The organism is Paenibacillus sp. BSR1-1 (assembly GCF_030403775.1).
GTDB lineage: Bacteria > Bacillota > Bacilli > Bacillales > Cytobacillaceae > Neobacillus.
Genome location: NZ_JAQMWQ010000006.1, coordinates 125,881 through 141,896, shown reverse-complemented (window position 1 = coordinate 141,896; position 16,016 = coordinate 125,881). Strand labels below are relative to the sequence as shown.

General features: G+C 37.2%; 15 protein-coding genes and 6 pseudogenes. 5 read left to right on the top strand and 16 right to left on the bottom strand.

Annotation, left to right across the window (positions count from 1 at the left end):
- Window positions 1–113: 113 nt before the first annotated feature.
- On the top strand, window positions 114–1,106 hold the full coding sequence (locus tag PH210_RS12245; protein ID WP_289985673.1) for an NADPH:quinone oxidoreductase family protein: 993 nt from the start codon (window positions 114–116) through the stop codon (window positions 1,104–1,106).
- A 42-nt stretch (window positions 1,107–1,148) separates the two neighbouring features.
- On the opposite strand, the pseudogene rpiA reads toward PH210_RS12245, so the two are convergent.
- Together rpiA and PH210_RS12235 are read right to left on the bottom strand one after the other, a co-directional pair.
- Window positions 1,149–1,816: pseudogene (rpiA, locus tag PH210_RS12240) on the bottom strand (ribose-5-phosphate isomerase RpiA).
- 57 nt (window positions 1,817–1,873) lie between these two features.
- Window positions 1,874–2,140, bottom strand: a pseudogene (locus PH210_RS12235) (DUF3231 family protein); the annotation flags it as partial.
- On the opposite strand from PH210_RS12235, the pseudogene PH210_RS12230 reads away from it, so the two are divergent.
- Window positions 2,133–2,786, top strand: a pseudogene (locus tag PH210_RS12230) (L-dopachrome tautomerase-related protein); the annotation flags it as partial. The pseudogenes PH210_RS12235 and PH210_RS12230 overlap by 8 nt on opposite strands.
- Window positions 2,787–2,941: 155 nt before the next feature.
- On the opposite strand, the pseudogene PH210_RS12225 reads toward PH210_RS12230, so the two are convergent.
- The 8 genes and pseudogenes from PH210_RS12225 to PH210_RS12190 all read right to left on the bottom strand — a co-directional run.
- Window positions 2,942–3,031, bottom strand: a pseudogene (locus PH210_RS12225) (spore coat protein); the annotation flags it as partial.
- Between the two features lie 74 nt (window positions 3,032–3,105).
- Window positions 3,106–4,005, bottom strand: a complete 900-nt coding sequence (locus tag PH210_RS12220) for an aldo/keto reductase (RefSeq protein WP_289985672.1) — start codon at window positions 4,003–4,005, stop codon at window positions 3,106–3,108.
- Window positions 4,006–4,179: 174 nt separating this feature from the next.
- Window positions 4,180–4,644: pseudogene (locus tag PH210_RS12215) on the bottom strand (SDR family oxidoreductase).
- Window positions 4,622–4,930 carry an SDR family oxidoreductase gene (locus PH210_RS12210; RefSeq protein ID WP_289985671.1) on the bottom strand — a complete coding sequence of 103 codons (309 nt, stop codon included), beginning with the start codon at window positions 4,928–4,930 and terminating at the stop codon, window positions 4,622–4,624. The pseudogene PH210_RS12215 and the gene PH210_RS12210 overlap by 23 nt, the downstream one beginning before the upstream one ends.
- 171 nt (window positions 4,931–5,101) lie before the next feature.
- The gene (locus PH210_RS12205; RefSeq protein ID WP_289985670.1) at window positions 5,102–6,082 is read right to left on the bottom strand and encodes an LLM class flavin-dependent oxidoreductase; all 981 of its coding nucleotides are present in this window, start codon (window positions 6,080–6,082) and stop codon (window positions 5,102–5,104) included.
- Between the two features lie 22 nt (window positions 6,083–6,104).
- Window positions 6,105–6,386, bottom strand: a complete 282-nt coding sequence (locus tag PH210_RS12200) for a DUF3219 family protein (RefSeq protein ID WP_040375763.1) — start codon at window positions 6,384–6,386, stop codon at window positions 6,105–6,107.
- Between the two features lie 229 nt (window positions 6,387–6,615).
- The gene (locus PH210_RS12195) at window positions 6,616–7,476 is read right to left on the bottom strand and encodes an oxidoreductase (RefSeq protein ID WP_289985858.1); all 861 of its coding nucleotides are present in this window, start codon (window positions 7,474–7,476) and stop codon (window positions 6,616–6,618) included.
- Window positions 7,477–7,777: 301 nt separating this feature from the next.
- Window positions 7,778–8,239: pseudogene (locus PH210_RS12190) on the bottom strand (YitT family protein); the annotation flags it as partial.
- Window positions 8,240–8,516: 277 nt separating this feature from the next.
- Here PH210_RS12190 and hxlA point away from each other — a divergent pair.
- The 3 genes from hxlA (at window position 8,517) to PH210_RS12175 (ending at window position 10,550) form a co-directional block, all read left to right on the top strand.
- Window positions 8,517–9,149 carry a 3-hexulose-6-phosphate synthase gene (gene hxlA, locus PH210_RS12185; RefSeq protein ID WP_289985669.1) on the top strand — a complete coding sequence of 211 codons (633 nt, stop codon included), beginning with the start codon at window positions 8,517–8,519 and terminating at the stop codon, window positions 9,147–9,149.
- An 8-nt stretch (window positions 9,150–9,157) separates the two neighbouring features.
- Window positions 9,158–9,715 carry a 6-phospho-3-hexuloisomerase gene (gene hxlB / locus PH210_RS12180; RefSeq protein WP_289985668.1) on the top strand — a complete coding sequence of 186 codons (558 nt, stop codon included), beginning with the start codon at window positions 9,158–9,160 and terminating at the stop codon, window positions 9,713–9,715.
- Window positions 9,716–9,830: 115 nt separating this feature from the next.
- On the top strand, window positions 9,831–10,550 hold the full coding sequence (locus PH210_RS12175) for a 3-ketoacyl-ACP reductase (protein ID WP_289985667.1): 720 nt from the start codon (window positions 9,831–9,833) through the stop codon (window positions 10,548–10,550).
- Window positions 10,551–10,610: 60 nt separating this feature from the next.
- On the opposite strand, the gene PH210_RS12170 is transcribed toward PH210_RS12175, so the two are convergent.
- The 6 genes from PH210_RS12170 to PH210_RS12145 form a co-directional block, all read right to left on the bottom strand.
- On the bottom strand, window positions 10,611–10,874 hold the full coding sequence (locus tag PH210_RS12170) for a hypothetical protein (protein ID WP_289985666.1): 264 nt from the start codon (window positions 10,872–10,874) through the stop codon (window positions 10,611–10,613).
- 192 nt (window positions 10,875–11,066) lie between these two features.
- Window positions 11,067–11,192 (bottom strand): DUF421 domain-containing protein, encoded by a 126-nt coding sequence (locus PH210_RS12165; protein ID WP_289985665.1) that lies wholly within the window; start codon window positions 11,190–11,192, stop codon window positions 11,067–11,069.
- 221 nt (window positions 11,193–11,413) lie between these two features.
- Window positions 11,414–12,235, bottom strand: coding sequence for a GNAT family N-acetyltransferase (locus tag PH210_RS12160; RefSeq protein ID WP_289985664.1), 822 nt, complete (start codon window positions 12,233–12,235; stop codon window positions 11,414–11,416).
- A 50-nt stretch (window positions 12,236–12,285) separates the two neighbouring features.
- Window positions 12,286–13,425: a M20 peptidase aminoacylase family protein gene (locus PH210_RS12155; protein ID WP_289985663.1), complete on the bottom strand. Its 1,140-nt coding sequence runs from the start codon at window positions 13,423–13,425 to the stop codon at window positions 12,286–12,288.
- A 22-nt stretch (window positions 13,426–13,447) separates the two neighbouring features.
- A complete protein-coding gene (locus PH210_RS12150; RefSeq protein WP_289985662.1) occupies window positions 13,448–14,566 on the bottom strand; it encodes a mandelate racemase/muconate lactonizing enzyme family protein in 1,119 nt (372 codons plus the stop codon).
- A 93-nt stretch (window positions 14,567–14,659) separates the two neighbouring features.
- Complete coding sequence (locus PH210_RS12145) at window positions 14,660–15,991, bottom strand: MarR family transcriptional regulator (protein WP_289985661.1); 1,332 nt, start codon at window positions 15,989–15,991, stop codon at window positions 14,660–14,662.
- Between the last annotated feature and the right edge of the window lie 25 nt (window positions 15,992–16,016).

Below are 16,016 nucleotides of genomic sequence, written 5' to 3'. Positions count from 1 at the left end.
ACTTTTTTCACTATATAAAATAAAAGTATGTACTTGTAATATAATTCCATATATTATATATTTGCAGTGATTATATATTTCTATTCTGCTGTTCAAGAACGGAGTGAAAGAAAATGGAACAATTTAAAGCATTGATGATTGATAAAAATGAAAACGATTTTTCTGTTCAAGTCAAAAATATTACCTTAAATGAGTTACCTCAAGGTGATGTTTTAATCAAAGTTGTTTATTCTGCTATAAACTATAAAGATGGTTTAGCAAGTATTCCGAATGGGAAAATCGTTACAACCTATCCCTTTATTCCAGGTATTGATTTAGCAGGTGTAGTCGTATCGTCTCAAGATCCACGCTTCCGCGAAGGAGATGAGATCATAGCAACAAGCTATGAAATTGGTGTATCCCATTATGGAGGTTATAGTGAATATGCCCGAATTCCTGGTGATTGGATTGTCCAATTACCAAAAAATTTAACGTTGAAAGAATCAATGATTTTGGGGACAGCAGGTATTACTGCAGCCCTCTCCATTCAAAGGTTAGAAGATAACGGTTTAACACCAGAAAAAGGCAAAGTTCTTGTTACAGGAGCAACTGGCGGCGTAGGTAGTTTAGCTGTTTCCATGCTTTCAAAAAGAGGATACGAAGTAGTCGCTAGTACTGGTAAAAATTCTGAGCATACTTTTTTACATAAGATCGGTGCAAAAGAGATTATCTCTCGTGAAGATGTCTTTAACGGTAAAATCAAGCCCCTTGATAAACAAATATGGGCTGCGGCGGTTGATCCAGTAGGAGGAGAGACACTTGCTTCCATTTTAAGTAAAATCCACTATAATGGTTCAGTTGCGGTCAGTGGGTTAACTGGTGGAGGAAGCGTTCCTACCACCGTGTTTCCGTTTATTTTACGTGGCATAAACCTTCTCGGAATCGATTCTGTTTATTGTCCAATGCATGTTAGACAAGACCTTTGGAATCGAATGGCAACCGATTTAAAACCTTCTACTCTTTCTGAAATTATACAGAAAGAAATTACACTTGAAGAATTACCTGAAAACTTGCCTACTATTTTAAAAGGACAAGCAAGAGGTAGAATCATAGTAAAGATTCAATAAAACTATAAATAGAGAGGGACCCAAAGTCTCTCTCTATTGTCCTTACCTTCTTAACATGACAACATTTTTTTCTTGATCTAAAGTGATCACCAAGTCAGTCATTCCAACAAACAACCCATTTTCAACGACTCCCGGTATCATGTTAAGCATTCGTTCCAACATTTCAAGCTGAAGGTGCTCAGGAATTTGGCAGTCAAAAATATAGTTTCCATTATCAGTAATAAACGAATTTTCTCTGTTTAATCGAATTTCTGGGACTAAACCAATGGCTCTAATATGTTTTTCCGTCATTTCATAACCAAACGGGATAACTTCTACGGGCAATTGAAACGCACCTAATTTCTCTACTCTTTTTGATGCATCTGCTACAACAATAAATGTTTTAGCTGCTCTCGCTATGATTTTCTCTCTTAAAAGTGCGCCGCCACCACCTTTGATTAGTTCTAATTCTGAATTGACTTTATCTGCTCCATCAATAGCAATATCTATACTTTCTATTTCACTTAAGCTAGTAAGTGGAATGCCTAATTCTTTAGCCAATTCTTCCGTTTGAACAGAAGTTGGAATACCTTTAATGGAAAGGCCTTCCTTCACTAGCTGACCAAGCTTTTGTATGTATAATAAACTGTCGAACCCGTACCAAGCCCCACAACCATGCCATCTTTAACAAACTCTGCTGCTTTTTCACCGACTATTTTTTTATCAACCATTTTGACACCCATCATAACTATGTCCTTTCTTTTTCATAAAGCATAATTATCATTAATCTAATTCTTTGCAATAGTTTCGTGATCAGTGGCAGAGGGAGGTTGTTCCATCCATCCCTTTTCTATTAATAGATTTATACCATCTTCAGCAATTAAGGCAACTTCGTTAATCATTCGTGCGTAATCTGCCGTTAAATCTCTTCTTTGTCCCATTGATAATGCCTCACTATAATAAGCAATTGCTGCAGAAAGCAGTGTCGCTATATGAAATATCATAAGTTTATCTGAAAAAGGTGGAACTGTTGAATCTGTTACTTCTGTTGGAAAAGCGGGTTATGAATATATAACAGATTCATCTTCCAAAGGAACAGGAGCTATTATCGTTGTAGATCTAGAAAATGGAAACTCGTTTAGACGGCTAAATGGAGCAAATTCAACTTCACCCGACCCTTATATTTTACCGAAAGTAGAAGGTGAAATTTTGATGAACCGAAACAAAGATGACTCAACATTTCCATTTAGATCGGCGTCTGATGGTATAGCGATTTCTCCCGATGGAAAGATTTTATTTTATTGTCCACTTACCAGTCGGCATTTGTATTCGATCTCAACAGAAGCTCTAAGAGACAGAACGATACTTGACATGGATTTACTTTATCAGGTGGAGTACTGGGGAGAAAAAGGTGCGTCTGATGGAATGATCACTGGGGCAAAAGGAACCATTTATGCCGGAGACTATGAAAACAACAGTATTCGAAAGATATTGCCGAATGGCATAATGGAAACAATCGCTCATGATCCGAGAATTTTATGGCCAGATACTTTTTCAATTGGGCCGGATCAATACTTATATGTCATTGTGAACCAATTACATCGGCAGGCAAGGATTCATTATGGAAAAGACCTGCGACAGAAACCTTATAGTTTACTTCGTATGAAAATTGATGAATTCCCTGCTTCTACCTTTTCGTAATAAAAAATAGTTGAATAATTTTTACATTACGTCAGGTGAGGTTTAATCGGTTTTTATCCGGGAAATAGCTGACGAGTCTACCTTCAATCTTAAAACTCATATATTTCCGACCATTTCACAAAAAAATGGTTTTTAAGAACAGTTTTATTGGTCACCAAGTGACGAGTTAGAATCTCTTTAACTTCAGGCGTTCCTGATTCGGTAACTGCAAACGGATAATTTCTAATTCCACTTTTAGCTGCATCTTGAGTAAATCTTCCAATACCTCTGTTGACATACACATTCTATCCCCTCTCTCTTTGTCTATCCTCTAAAATTTCTATATAATGTCCAAAGGCATTTTTCTAGTCGGTTGCGGAAATACTTCATCAAGTCTATTTAAATCCTCTTTTGTCAATTCAATAATAGCTGCTTCCGCATTTGCTAGTACATGTTCTTCTTGAACAGCTTTTGGAATAGCTAGACAATTGTTAGAACGGATTGTCCAAGCGAGAGCTATTTGTAAGGGTTGTACAGCGTATTTTTCTGCAATCTCTAAAATGGTTGGATCCGTTAACAGTTGTCTTCTTAAAGAACCTCCTTGAGCTAGCGGGCTATATGCCATAATAGGCATGTGATGTTCTCGCTGCCATGGTAAGAGATCATACTCTATACCCCTTGAACCAAGATGATATAATACTTGATTAATCATACAATTTTTTCCGTTAGTGGTGTTCCATAACTCTTTCATATCATCGGAATCAAAATTGGAGACTCCCCACCTTACTATTTTTCCTTCCTTGCGTAGCTTTTCCATTCCTTCAATGGTTTCTTCTAATGGCACACGTCCTCGCCAGTGTAAAAGGTACAAATCAAGAAGATCGGTTCCCAGCCTTTTTAGACTGTTTTCACACGCTTTGGCAATCATATCTAATCCTGCATGATGAGGATACACTTTTGATACTAAAAAGATGTCATCTCTTCGTCCTTTAATTGCTTCACCTACTAAGCGTTCAGAATCGCCATCACCATACATTTCCGCCGTATCTATTAGTTTCATGCCTAATTCTATTCCGAGTTGTAAAGCTTTGATTTCCCTTTCTCTCATTTGAGGATTTTCTCCCATGTACCAAGTTCCTTGTCCTATTCTTGGCATAGAAGTTCCATCAGGCAATGTAACTACACGACTTTCAAGGGAATTTTTTATTTTTGTTAATTTATTTTCGTCCTGTACACTCATTAAAAATCAACACTTCCTTTTGTATCTTTTTATGTACCTAATAACAAAAAAGGCGGCAATACTCTTTTGCAGTATTGCCACCAGTAAATTACTTAATTCTTAACTTATTTCTATTTTAGTTAGAACCGTTGCTTGGCAGGGTGATAAGCTTCCGTTCAACATCCTTTTAGGCCATTATACTAAGTGGGCTCCACCATCAATAAGAACAGCCGTACCAGTAGTAAAACCATTTTTAGCAAGGTATACATAGGTTTCAGCTATGTCTTCCGGCTTTGCAATCCGTCCAACAGGGAGCTGTTGTGCAATGCCGTTGAACAGTGCTTATTTGCAACAAGAACTGGTACGCCCACTCAATTTACACTGGACGAATTGTAATTTCATTGACATTCACAAAGTCAGGTTGGGTAATTGCATAGACAACAGCCTTACCATATCAACTGCATCAAGCATTTTACGATCATTCCAGTCGTAATTGCTGTTCAAGTCTGTATCTACCATCCCTGGTGAAATATTCGTTATTCTTACATCTGTTTTGGCAAGTTCCTTTTCTAATCCCATGGAAATAGACCGAACAGCGTACTTTGTAGCACTATAGACGGTACTTGTTTTTGAAAGTTCAAGTCCAGCAACCGAAGGCAATATTAATAATATGGCCTGTTGAGCGGCTCAGCATAGATGGCAATACAGCATGAATGCCATAAATCACACCTTTAATATTTACATCAATCATTTGCTCGCATTCCTCCACCTGCCCCGAAAGAATAGTTGATGTTAGCATTTGCCCAGCATTATTGACAAAAATATCTACATTACCTACCTTTGCTTGCGCCTTTTCCACGTGCTGATCAACTTCATTTTTAACTGACATATCCGCCTGGACAGCAATTACTTTCACCTTGCCATTTGTTAACTCCTGTAATTTCATTTTTTACTTCGTTTAATTTTTCCAGTCGGCAGCAGCCAAGACAACATTTGCTCCCATCACGGCTAATTCCTTAGCAATAGTAACCCCTATTCAAGAGCTGTTACCAGTGATGATCGCTGTTTTCCCTTGTAGTCTGTTCATGACAATTTCCTCCTTTTAATCTTAACTTTTTCATTTAATAAATTGTTCTGCGATTAATCGATATGATTGATGCTTATCCTTTGATGAATAAGTGATAGTTACAATCATGATTTCATCTGCTAATACATGAGATTGAATTTCTAATATTTTACTTTTCACCTCATCAGGAGTACCTATAATCATTTTCTTTTTTATTCTTTCAATAGACTTTTGATTACGTAGATTTAATAGAATTTTTTTTGCCTCATCAACAGAAGGAACTCCTTTGTTTCCTTCCATACTCTCATTTTGTAGTTCCCAAACAATTGAACTTAAAGCAATTTCTTCTGCTTTTTGAGTAGTTTCTGCACATATTACTGATAAAGCCATAATGACGTATGGTTTTTGGCCTTTTTTTCTTGGTTGAAATGACTGACGATATTGTTGGACGATTTCTGCTCCGTTTTCATCACTCATAAATTGTCCGAAACTATAGGCTAAACCGTTTTCCGCCGCAAAATTTCCACTTTTTCTACTTGTACCTAACATCCATAGATTAGGACTAATTTGCGGTAACGGAGAAGCCTCTAATACGGTCCCTTCATTATCTATGTATTTAATTAATTCATTTACTAAATCAGGCATTTTATAGACATGTTGCAAATAATTATCCGATAATGCATTTGATGCTTCAGCAGGACCACCCGGAGCCCTTCCAATCCCTACATCAATTCGATTAGGAAATAGAGTGGATAACATGTGAAAGGTTTCTGCTACTTTATACGGCTTATAGTATGGCAATAAAACTGCTCCAGAGCCAATTCGTATATTTTTTGTATTTGCCCCAATATACCCTAACATTACCTCGGGCGCGGAGCATGCAAGCCCTGGCATTGCATGATGTTCAGCAATCCAATAACGTGAATATCCTAATGTCTCCCCAATGCGTGCGAGATTCATTGATTCCTGTAATGCTTCATTTGCCGTTTGATTAGTTGAGATGGGAGACTGATCTAAAATGCTTAATTTCATAAGATGAAAATCCCCTTTTCTATTATTCCGCTTCTTTCAAAGTCAGTTTATATTCACCAATTTGCCCTTTTTCGTATAGATTCGTAATTGATGTTGAATATTCTTGAATCGTTCCGCGGAACTCAAGATGTCTCTCGAGTACGATTACATCAAATGTTCCTTTGTATAATAACGTTGCTATGTCATGGTAGTCGTCACTTGTAACATAAAAAGTTAACGATATCTGAGTTTTACCTTCTATCTTTTTTTCATCATATTGTGTGATTTTAATTTTAGTATCATTTAGTTGGATTTCTGTAACCATTTCATCATCGTCCCTTTCTAAAATAACATATTCCTTATACATTTAACGTACTCTAACTTAGTTAGAAATGAAGCCGTATGATATGATTTTTCTAGAATATCGTGACGAACGTAAACTTTCTACGTTCGTCACAACCATGTAAAAAGTTAATCAACCGTTAATACTCCCGTTAGCTGTATTCAAGAATGTAACCAACTTACTTGCGACCCGCGCTTTTATTGAATTTGGTTTAGCGTAATCGATCAGGCATCATAATACTCAGGAAATCTACAATCCCATTCCCTATCATGAGTTCTTCTCTATCTTGATCAACTAGTACTCTTCTGATCGTATCTTCTTTTCCCTCTAGCACTTTTCTTGTCCAATGAGGGTCAATGATGAGAGAGCGCCCTACTGTCACTATTTCAGCGTTTGTCAATGTATCCTCTGCATCCTGTTTAGTACGAATATCACCAACACCAATTAAAGGTACACGTCCATTTATTTTTTCATGAACATATTGCATAATAGATTTTTCTTTATAATCTTCAGATACAGATACTCGCTTAAAGTCACCCAATGATATATGCAAATAGTCTAACTTTTTATCAGCTAATTTATCAACAAGATAAAGGGTATCTGACATTTTTATTCCAGGTTCTTCATATTCTTCTGGAGAAAAACGATATCCCACAATAAAATCTCCCCATTGGTCTTCACCACGGTTTGAGTGTGGAGAGAAAAATTGTTGGATTATATAGGTGTTTGCTCCATGAATTTCTACCCCATCAAATCCAGCCTTAATTGCATGTTCAGTCGCTTTTTTAAAGTCTTCGATTAAGTCGAATATTTCATCTTCTGTTAACGCTCTTGGAATTTCTGCATTCGGACGTTCGGCAGCGATGGCACTGGCAGAAACCGGTTGTACACCACGTAATACTCCTGAATCTGTCATTCTTCCTGCATGGAAAAGTTGTAAAATAGCTTTTGTTCCATTTCGTTTGATAGTTGATGATAATCGATTAAGACTGGGAATAAATTGATCTGATGCAACGCTCAATTCACCTTCCCATCCTTTTCCGTTATCTTGAACATTTGCTGCTGCAGTGATGATTGCCCCTACTTCGCCTGTTCTTCGCTCGATAGCAATTGCTTATCTTCTACTTTATACCGGCTTACGTGTTTCTGAATTAACGACTTTAAACCAGCATGATGTGCAAATGGGGGAGCGATCCGGAAATGTGGTGGTACGTGATGGGAAAGGTGGAATTTCCCGTACTAATAAGAATCGCTTAACAGCAATTTGGTGGATCCTTTCCGTTAATACCAAAATACCCAGTAGAATACTAAGTTAGATTAAAGGCTAATGATGATATATTCCTATTAAGTACTCTTTTGCTTTAATAAGTGGTTTCTAGTGAAAAGACAAAAGCAGCAATATTAATAATTACAACATTAACAGCTAATAAGAATGTGCCAATCGGAATTCGATTATTCCGGTTAAACCATATAGCCAGCATTTCAATCCATCGATGGCCCCTCCGCTTTTTACAACAATTCCTACCCCTACACCTAAAATTACTCCACCGTAAATAACAATTAACATCCGATTGTGTAATATCAGGCATGGATTAAAAATAACTAATCCAAAAGAAGTAATGATGTTTGCATACAATGTTCTAATCACAAATGTTTTTCTTACTTCTTTAGCTTAAAGAGTAATATAGGGATATTTAAACCTAAAAAAGTGCAAAGATTGGTAAGCCCCACATGGCATTTGCCATAATTGATAAGGCAGTTACCCCATCATCTACCAGCCCTTTTGGCGCTAATATCATTTCTAATCCCATTTTCCAAGCAACTAAATAGGCCATGCGGAATGGTGCATTGTTTCTTTTATAGTTAATAGTATGACTATATAAGCGTTTGTCTCATAGTATACTTTTTAGCACTATGTAAAATAAAAGTGCGTACTTTTATTATTGTTATATACGTTGTATACTTGCAATTGTTCAGCGAGAGAACATGATATCTCTTATGCTGGCAGGTACAGATAATGCACTATAAGGATAATATTACTGTAAAAGTATTATTACCCTTTGGGAACATTATCACTGTATAACAATAATAAAATTATAGGAGTGAATATAGATGGAATTACAATTAGCATTAGATTTAGTCAATATCCCAGAAGCAATTCAGTTGGTAAAAGAAGTAGAGGAACATATTGATATCGTTGAAATCGGAACACCTGTTGTTATCAATGAAGGTCTCCATGCAGTAAAGGCAGTAAAAGAAGCATTCCCTAATTTAAAAGTTTTAGCAGACCTAAAAATCATGGATGCAGCTGGTTATGAAGTAATGAAAGCTTCTGAAGCAGGTGCAGATATCGTCACAATTCTTGGTACTTCTGAAGATATGTCTATTAAAGGTGCTGTTGAAGAAGCGAAAAAACAAGGTAAAAAAATCCTTGTTGATATGATTGCTGTAAAAGATCTTGCTGGACGTGCAAAAGAAGTGGACGCTATGGGTGTTGATTATATTTGTGTGCACACTGGCTACGATCTACAAGCTGTTGGAAAGAACTCATTTGAAGATTTACAAACTATTAAAAGTGTTGTAAAAAATGCTAAAACTGCAATCGCAGGTGGTATTAAATTAGACACACTTCCAGAAGTCATCAAAGTACAACCAGACCTTGTCATTGTAGGTGGCGGGATAACTGGACAAGCTGATAAAAAAGCTGCTGCTGCCAAAATGCAACAAATGATTAATCAAGGGTAATTCAGATCATGAATACAACTCAATACCTAGCTGAAATCATAAAAGAGTTAAATCGCTCCGTAGATTTAATTTCGAATGATGAAGCTGAAAAATTAGTTAATGGGATACTTGAATCAAAAAAAATCTTTGTTGCAGGCGCAGGTAGATCTGGATTTATGGCTAAATCATTTGCTATGCGAATGATGCACATGGGGATTGATGCCTTTGTGATTGGCGAAACAGTAACCCCTAACTTTGAAAAAGATGACATCTTAATCATTGGATCAGGTTCAGGAGAAACGAAAGGTTTAGTTTCCATGGCTGAGAAAGCAAACAGCATCGGTGGTACGATTGCAGCTGTAACTATTTTCCCTGAGTCCACTATTGGACAATTAGCGGATATCACAATTAAGTTGCCTGGCTCACCTAAAGATCAGTCGGAGAGTGATTTTAAGACGATTCAACCAATGGGCTCATTGTTTGAGCAAACACTTTTACTATTTTACGACGCTGTAATTCTTCGGTTCATGGAGAAGAAAGGTTTGGATACCAATAAAATGTACGGTAGACACGCCAACTTGGAATAAATATATTATTCCTCGAGTTCTAAATAGGAAAGACCGCAAGCTGTTTCCATGCAAGATTGAGGTTTTTCTGTTAGAATGAACTACTTCAATTTGTAATAATTTTAGGAGTGATACAATGATTTCTTTAAATGGAAAAACTGCAATAGTTACTGGCGCAGGTAGAGGCATTGGACGTGCTACTGCTATCGCCTTAGCAAAAGAAGGCGTTCATTTAGGCCTAATCGGCTTAAATATGGCTAATCTTGAAAAGGTAGCTGCTGAACTAGCACAATTTGATGTAAAGGTTTCTGCAGCAACTGCAGATGTGACCGATCTTGAATCCGTTACCCATGCTGTTGAACATATCAAATCAGACTTAGGCCCAATTGATATCCTAATCAACAATGCTGGTGTTGCTAAATTTGGTGGGTTCCTTGATCTAACACCAGAAGAATGGGAAAAAATCATCCAAGTCAATTTAATGGGTGTGTATAATGTAACAAGAACAGTATTACCAGGAATGATCGAAAGAAAATCAGGAGATATCATTAATATCTCTTCCTCTGCTGGCCAAAAAGGTGCTCCTGTAACAAGTGCCTACAGTGCTTCTAAATTCGCTGTTTTAGGGCTAACAGAATCACTTATGCTAGAAGTAAGAAAACATAATGTCCGTGTTACTGCTTTAACACCAAGTACGGTCGTTACAGATTTAGCCATTGATACAAATCTTGTTAAAGGCAATGAAGAAAACGTGATGCACCCAGAAGACCTTGCAGAATTAGTCGTGGCTAGTTTAAAATTTAATCCAAGAGTATTCGTTAAAACAGCTGGATTATGGTCAACAAATCCATCATAAAACTAAGCAGATCCAGTGGGGGTCTGCTTCTTTAGTTCGTAAAAAATACTCTTATATGTATCAGTGATACAAGGACATTACTTTCTCTAAATCAACAATTAACTGGTTAACTTCATTCTGTGCTAAGCGTACAAGCATATGATCGTATAAAGTAATAATCTGCCCATCCTCTTCATGCTGATGTTTTTTTAAATAATGATAAATATTATTTAACTGGTCTTCATTAAGGACCGACTCTATTTCGAAATTCTTAACTTTCTGTAAGGAAAATTCATTGATAATCGAATCAAATTCACCTGCAATAATGTTCCCTTTCACGAACATCCTCTCACTCCTCAAAGTCAGTATATGTTAGTTTAACCCTAAAACAAGGTACAAATTGCACGATCTTTATACATTGAAACCACATTGCTTATTTTGATGCCAACATTAGTCCTCTTTGAATCAAAACTTGGTATTCCTCATTCAATTTCTTAACCTGCAGCCATTCGGCTATAAATACGTCTTTATAATTCGTTATATTTTGTTTTTCAATTGTGACTGCAGCCATGATTCATCGAAGCCCAATTCCATGATTTCATCCCATAATACCTCACCGTCTCGAATGATCGTGACAGGAACAAATACTGCTTGTGAAGGCAAATTAAAATCATCCTGAGTAGCTTTTAATTTTTCTTCCAACAAGCTTCACTATTATGAACAAAGAAAAAAATCCAATGATAAGTTCTATTGTCAGGTACATGATTTTCATTAAAAGACAAACTCCATCAAACAAAAGGCATTAAAAGTTTTTGTTTAGTATTCTCAAATACTGAGAAAATAATTAAAGGGATGAGGCTTTTTAGCTCATCCCTTTAATTACTTCATTTATTCATTTGCTTTAATACATACAAATATAAATTAGCATTGGATTGGCTCTTCACTAAATCGATTGCCGTCCAGCCATTTTGAAAATAGTGTGTAAAAACTTGCCGGGTGCTCATTCTCCACGATAACGCGAGCTCTGGACTATATTTCTTAAGATTTTGCATATCACTTGGTACTGGTACAAAAAGAAAAGCTGATTCCGAATTCTTCCTTATTTCCGTTTCTAAGGGAACTGGGAATCCGTTGGAATCATTCACTACCTTCATTAATAGAGAATCGTTATCGATTTCATACTGGTTGGGTTTTTCAACCGCTTCTTCTTTAATCCACCATTCCACAGTGAATCGATCGGATGGCATTCCCTCATTGAGTTCATCCTGCATTTCTCCATAGCAGTTTTCAACATATGTGTTACATCTTGCTCCAAGCTTGTGCAGATTCAAATTTCCATTGACGGTTTCCAAAGGATCGTATGTCCAGGTAATTAAATCATACCCCTTTTTCAACGCTTCTTCTTTTTGCAGGCGTTTCAGTTTTTCACCAATCCCTAATTTCCGATACTCGGGATGAATCCCTAGTATATGGGAACATAAATAGACCTTTTCTCCATTAAAACCAGGAAAGCTGAATTGAAATCCAATAAGTTTTTCATCGGTAAATGCCCCCAGCATGATTCCCCCATTTTTAATCGCAGTAAGGGTTTGGTGGATTGGTGTGGACTCATACTCACTCCAAATGATTGATTCTAACCTTCTTACATTTTCGAGATCACCGATTGATTCGATGGCACGAAAACTGATATTTTTTGTATTGCTCATCCCTTTTACTTCCTTTACATATAGTTATCCTATTTATTATTTTGTCCCACTTACTGATTAGCTTGTTCAAAAGTTGCAAGCACGGTTCGAGTTAGAATTTCAATTCCATCTAATAATGATTCCCGGTTAAACTTCATATTTGGATGATGCAAGCCAGGCTCTAAATCACAGCCTAGCCCAAGCATAGCAGCTTTCAGATGCGGGCGCTCCTTTGTATAAAAATGAAAGTCCTCCGCACCTGGTGTTACCACCGGCGGCTTTACCTGCTCCTCGCCCAATGTTTCCACAATCGCTTGAGCCATAATCTTCTGAGCTTCTTTATTTAACACCGCCGCATAGACCTTTTCTTTATGGTCATAAGCAATTTTCACTTCATATAGTGATGCTACTCGTTCTAAAATATGATCAACTTTTTTAGCCAACTCATTCATAGTCTCATTGGTTTGGGCCCTTAAATCTAAGTGGAATTGGGCCGATCCAGGTATGATGTTACTGTTTTCACCGCCAGCGCTGACCTGTGTCATTTTTACAGAGTAAGAGTCATAAGGATTCAAACGAATTCCTCTTACTTGCTCAACAATCGTTCCAACCACTTCAATTGCATTCACCCCTAAGTCGGGTCTTGCCCCATGGGTATCAAAACCTATGATTCTAGCAGAAACTGTTTCTGCTGCCCCATGTAAAATCCCAGGTGATGCCGTCCCTTTCGAAAGCTCATGGATCGGACGTAAATGGACGCCATATAAAAAATCAAGTTCGTCCACAACCTGTTTTTCGATCATTTTTAAAGCACCATTGCCCGTTTCTTCTGCAGGCTGAAAAATGAATTTTAAACGCCCCGGCAAATGTACTTGCATTTCATTTAATAAAAGCAGCATCCCTAAAACCATAGTCATATGGGCATCATGACCGCAGGAATGATTGGCTTGAACCGTTCCGTTGACCTCCTGCCATAACGAATCCATATCAGCGCGGACTCCAACGGTCAAGGAATCCTCTGTACCATTCCCCCATTCACCGACAACACCGGTATGGTCTGGAAAAGTCCTGACAAGACATCCGTTTCTTTGTAGAAAATCTGCAATGAATTGGGTTGTTTTTACCTCCTTCCAACTAAGCTCCGGATGCTCATGTAAATGATCAAATAACTCAAAAATAATGGGCCTAATTTTTTCTATTGCCTTTTTCATACTCAATCCCTCATCACTCTGTTTAGGCTAGTAGCTGTACAGTCTCTTGTTTTACCGTTAACTCTTTTAGCGCATCCTCCTGCACATCAACCCCTAATCCTGGCTTGCCACTTAAATGAACGAAAGGAATTTGATATTCCAAATTACCAATGTCCTTACTAAATAATAATGGTCCCGTCAGTTCTGTACTTGTGATATTTTTTCTTGCCATGGCCGTATGGTAGCCGGCTGCCGACCCGATGGAGGATTCAACCATCGATCCAACTTGGCAGGAGATTCCTGCGTATTCTGCTGTTTTGGCCATATGAATCGCTGGATAGATACCGCCGGATTTCATTAATTTAATGTTGATTTTATCGGCCGCATTTTTCTTGATAATTTCATGTAGATGCGCGCCATTATGAACACTTTCATCCGCCATAATCGGGATAATTGTTTTCTTTCTAAGCTCCGCGAGCCCATCGATGTCTCCCATTTTGATTGGCTGCTCGAGCCAGGAAATCCGCAGCGGTTCAAGTAATGGAAGGGCCTGAGCTGCTGTTGAATAATCCTTCCAGCCTTGATTGACATCCACTCGGATTGGCACCTCAAATCCTACCGCATTTCGAACAGCTTTCACCCGTTCTAAATCCATATAAAGATCAAAACCAACTTTTAGTTTTAAGGAGCTATAGCCTAGTGCAACCGCCTGTTTCGCTTTCTCGGCCATAATTTCAGGCTCCTCGATACTTAACACTTTTGCAAAAGTGAGTTCGTCATGAAATTTCCCGCCAATTAATTCGTATATGGGCTTGTCCGTATATTTTCCCATTAAATCAAAGCAGGCAATATCAATCGCAGCCTTTGCTGCCGGATTAGCGTGAATGCTGCTATCCATAATGTGATGGAGTCTTTCAATCGCAAATGGGCTCTCTCCCATAATGGCAGGGATTAAGTGATGTTTTAAAACTTCAATTGTGCTGAAAAACGTTTCCCCTGTTACATGCTCATCAGGAACGGCTTCCCCATAACCCACCAATCCATCATCTGTTTCCAGCTTCACAATAATGGAAGGCATGTAATCAAATGTCGCATAGGAAATAATAAAAGGTGTTTTTAACGGCAAATGGATGCCAACGATATCCGCTTTAATAATTTTCAAGTTGATCTCCCTTTCTATTTAACGACAATGTCGTTATAGTGTCGTTAATTATTAATTTAATAATATGCTGTTAATTTATAAAAATCAATATTTTTATGAATTCAGCATATCATTTAGTTTCTCCGTGATATTATATAGTGCCCGAGGACGTCCTTGATCATATGGCTGTTCTTCGCCAGTAATGAATAAATATTTTTGATCAAGAAATCTTTTTATCATCCGTTCAGCTGACCGCCTGCTTACGGCGAAATAATCAGCTAATTCCTGGGCAGAAAAAGAACGAAATTGATTGATTCTCAGAAAATCAAAAAACCTTAGCAAATTCTTCGCCGACATTTTCAGTTGCTCAGCTATCAATTGAATTTCCTGATTCTCGTTTTTTAACTTAAATTGTTTTTCATTCTCAAATAGTGGTCCAATTAATTTTTTATCTTCATCTAATAGAAAAATAGTGGTCTTTTCCGAAGGTTGCTTTTCAGTAAAATACAATGCTTGATTTGCATGGTTTTCCGCATCATTCATGGTATAACCGTACCCAATTCCGATTTTTATGGATGATCTTATTTTTCCTTCAAATTCTAAGATATTTTGCAATCGCTCTTTCTGAACGGCTTCCAATGATCCTCTATTGGTATAGATTAGAAAAGGCTGAAAGTGATCGTGTGACACCCTTGCATTTAACTGTCTTGCGATATCGTGTAAATGTTGCAAGATTTGGAGTCTAAACACTTGTTCATCCGGATGTAAAGGATAGTTGTTAACTTTAATGGAAAGTACAGCAATTTGTGAATCTTTTGTTTTCTTTAACCTCGTCAAAGTTATGGCCTTTTCCAATGCTTCTTTTAAGGATTGTTTAGGCTGAACCATATAAATAGATGGAATCTCTAATTTCTGAAGTTCCTCATATACAGCATGAATGCTTGTTAAGGCAAATTGTGTTTTCTTCTCCTGATATAAATCAGCATGAAACTTTACAAATTGCGAAAAATCAAAGGATGACTTCTCTTCTTCAAAGTTAAAAATCCAAGGATAATCTTTAATAAAAATAGGCCCACTTGAAATCTGAATTTCCTTTATTACATTTTCAATAAAATCCTGCATCGGCAAATCAATCGAAATCTTTTCCAGCGGTATCTTTTCATGATAATAAATGGAAAATAATGATAACGAAACAACAAACTCATGAAAAGGAACATAAGTTGCCATTAGTTTGTTCTCGTTAATCTTTCTTTGACCAAAATAAAAGGCAATTGCTCCAGAAAAAAGTAAGGTATCAACCTCTTTTCCTGCTTTATCAATCAAATGGTCAATTTCCCAAGGAGATTCATAGGTATAGTCAACAAACGAAACTTCTGGAAATAATGGATAATATTCAGAAATGGCTTCAATAAATAAGTTAGATCCTAAAACACCAATAACGAACATTTTGACAACTCCTGATCACTTGCAC

Excerpts from the sequence above, each read along its gene's own strand:
- PH210_RS12245 (WP_289985673.1), top strand. The coding sequence starts at position 114 with ATGGAACAATTTAAAGCATTGATGATTGATAAAAATGAAAACGATTTT.
- PH210_RS12220 (WP_289985672.1), bottom strand. The coding sequence starts at position 4,005 with ATGAGTGTACAGGACGAAAATAAATTAACAAAAATAAAAAATTCCCTT.
- PH210_RS12210 (WP_289985671.1), bottom strand. The coding sequence starts at position 4,930 with ATGAAATTACAGGAGTTAACAAATGGCAAGGTGAAAGTAATTGCTGTC.
- PH210_RS12205 (WP_289985670.1), bottom strand. The coding sequence starts at position 6,082 with ATGAAATTAAGCATTTTAGATCAGTCTCCCATCTCAACTAATCAAACG.
- PH210_RS12200 (WP_040375763.1), bottom strand. The coding sequence starts at position 6,386 with ATGGTTACAGAAATCCAACTAAATGATACTAAAATTAAAATCACACAA.
- hxlA (WP_289985669.1), top strand. The coding sequence starts at position 8,517 with ATGGAATTACAATTAGCATTAGATTTAGTCAATATCCCAGAAGCAATT.
- hxlB (WP_289985668.1), top strand. The coding sequence starts at position 9,158 with ATGAATACAACTCAATACCTAGCTGAAATCATAAAAGAGTTAAATCGC.
- PH210_RS12175 (WP_289985667.1), top strand. The coding sequence starts at position 9,831 with ATGATTTCTTTAAATGGAAAAACTGCAATAGTTACTGGCGCAGGTAGA.
- PH210_RS12170 (WP_289985666.1), bottom strand. The coding sequence starts at position 10,874 with ATGTTCGTGAAAGGGAACATTATTGCAGGTGAATTTGATTCGATTATC.
- PH210_RS12160 (WP_289985664.1), bottom strand. The coding sequence starts at position 12,235 with ATGAGCAATACAAAAAATATCAGTTTTCGTGCCATCGAATCAATCGGT.
- PH210_RS12155 (WP_289985663.1), bottom strand. The coding sequence starts at position 13,425 with ATGAAAAAGGCAATAGAAAAAATTAGGCCCATTATTTTTGAGTTATTT.
- PH210_RS12145 (WP_289985661.1), bottom strand. The coding sequence starts at position 15,991 with ATGTTCGTTATTGGTGTTTTAGGATCTAACTTATTTATTGAAGCCATT.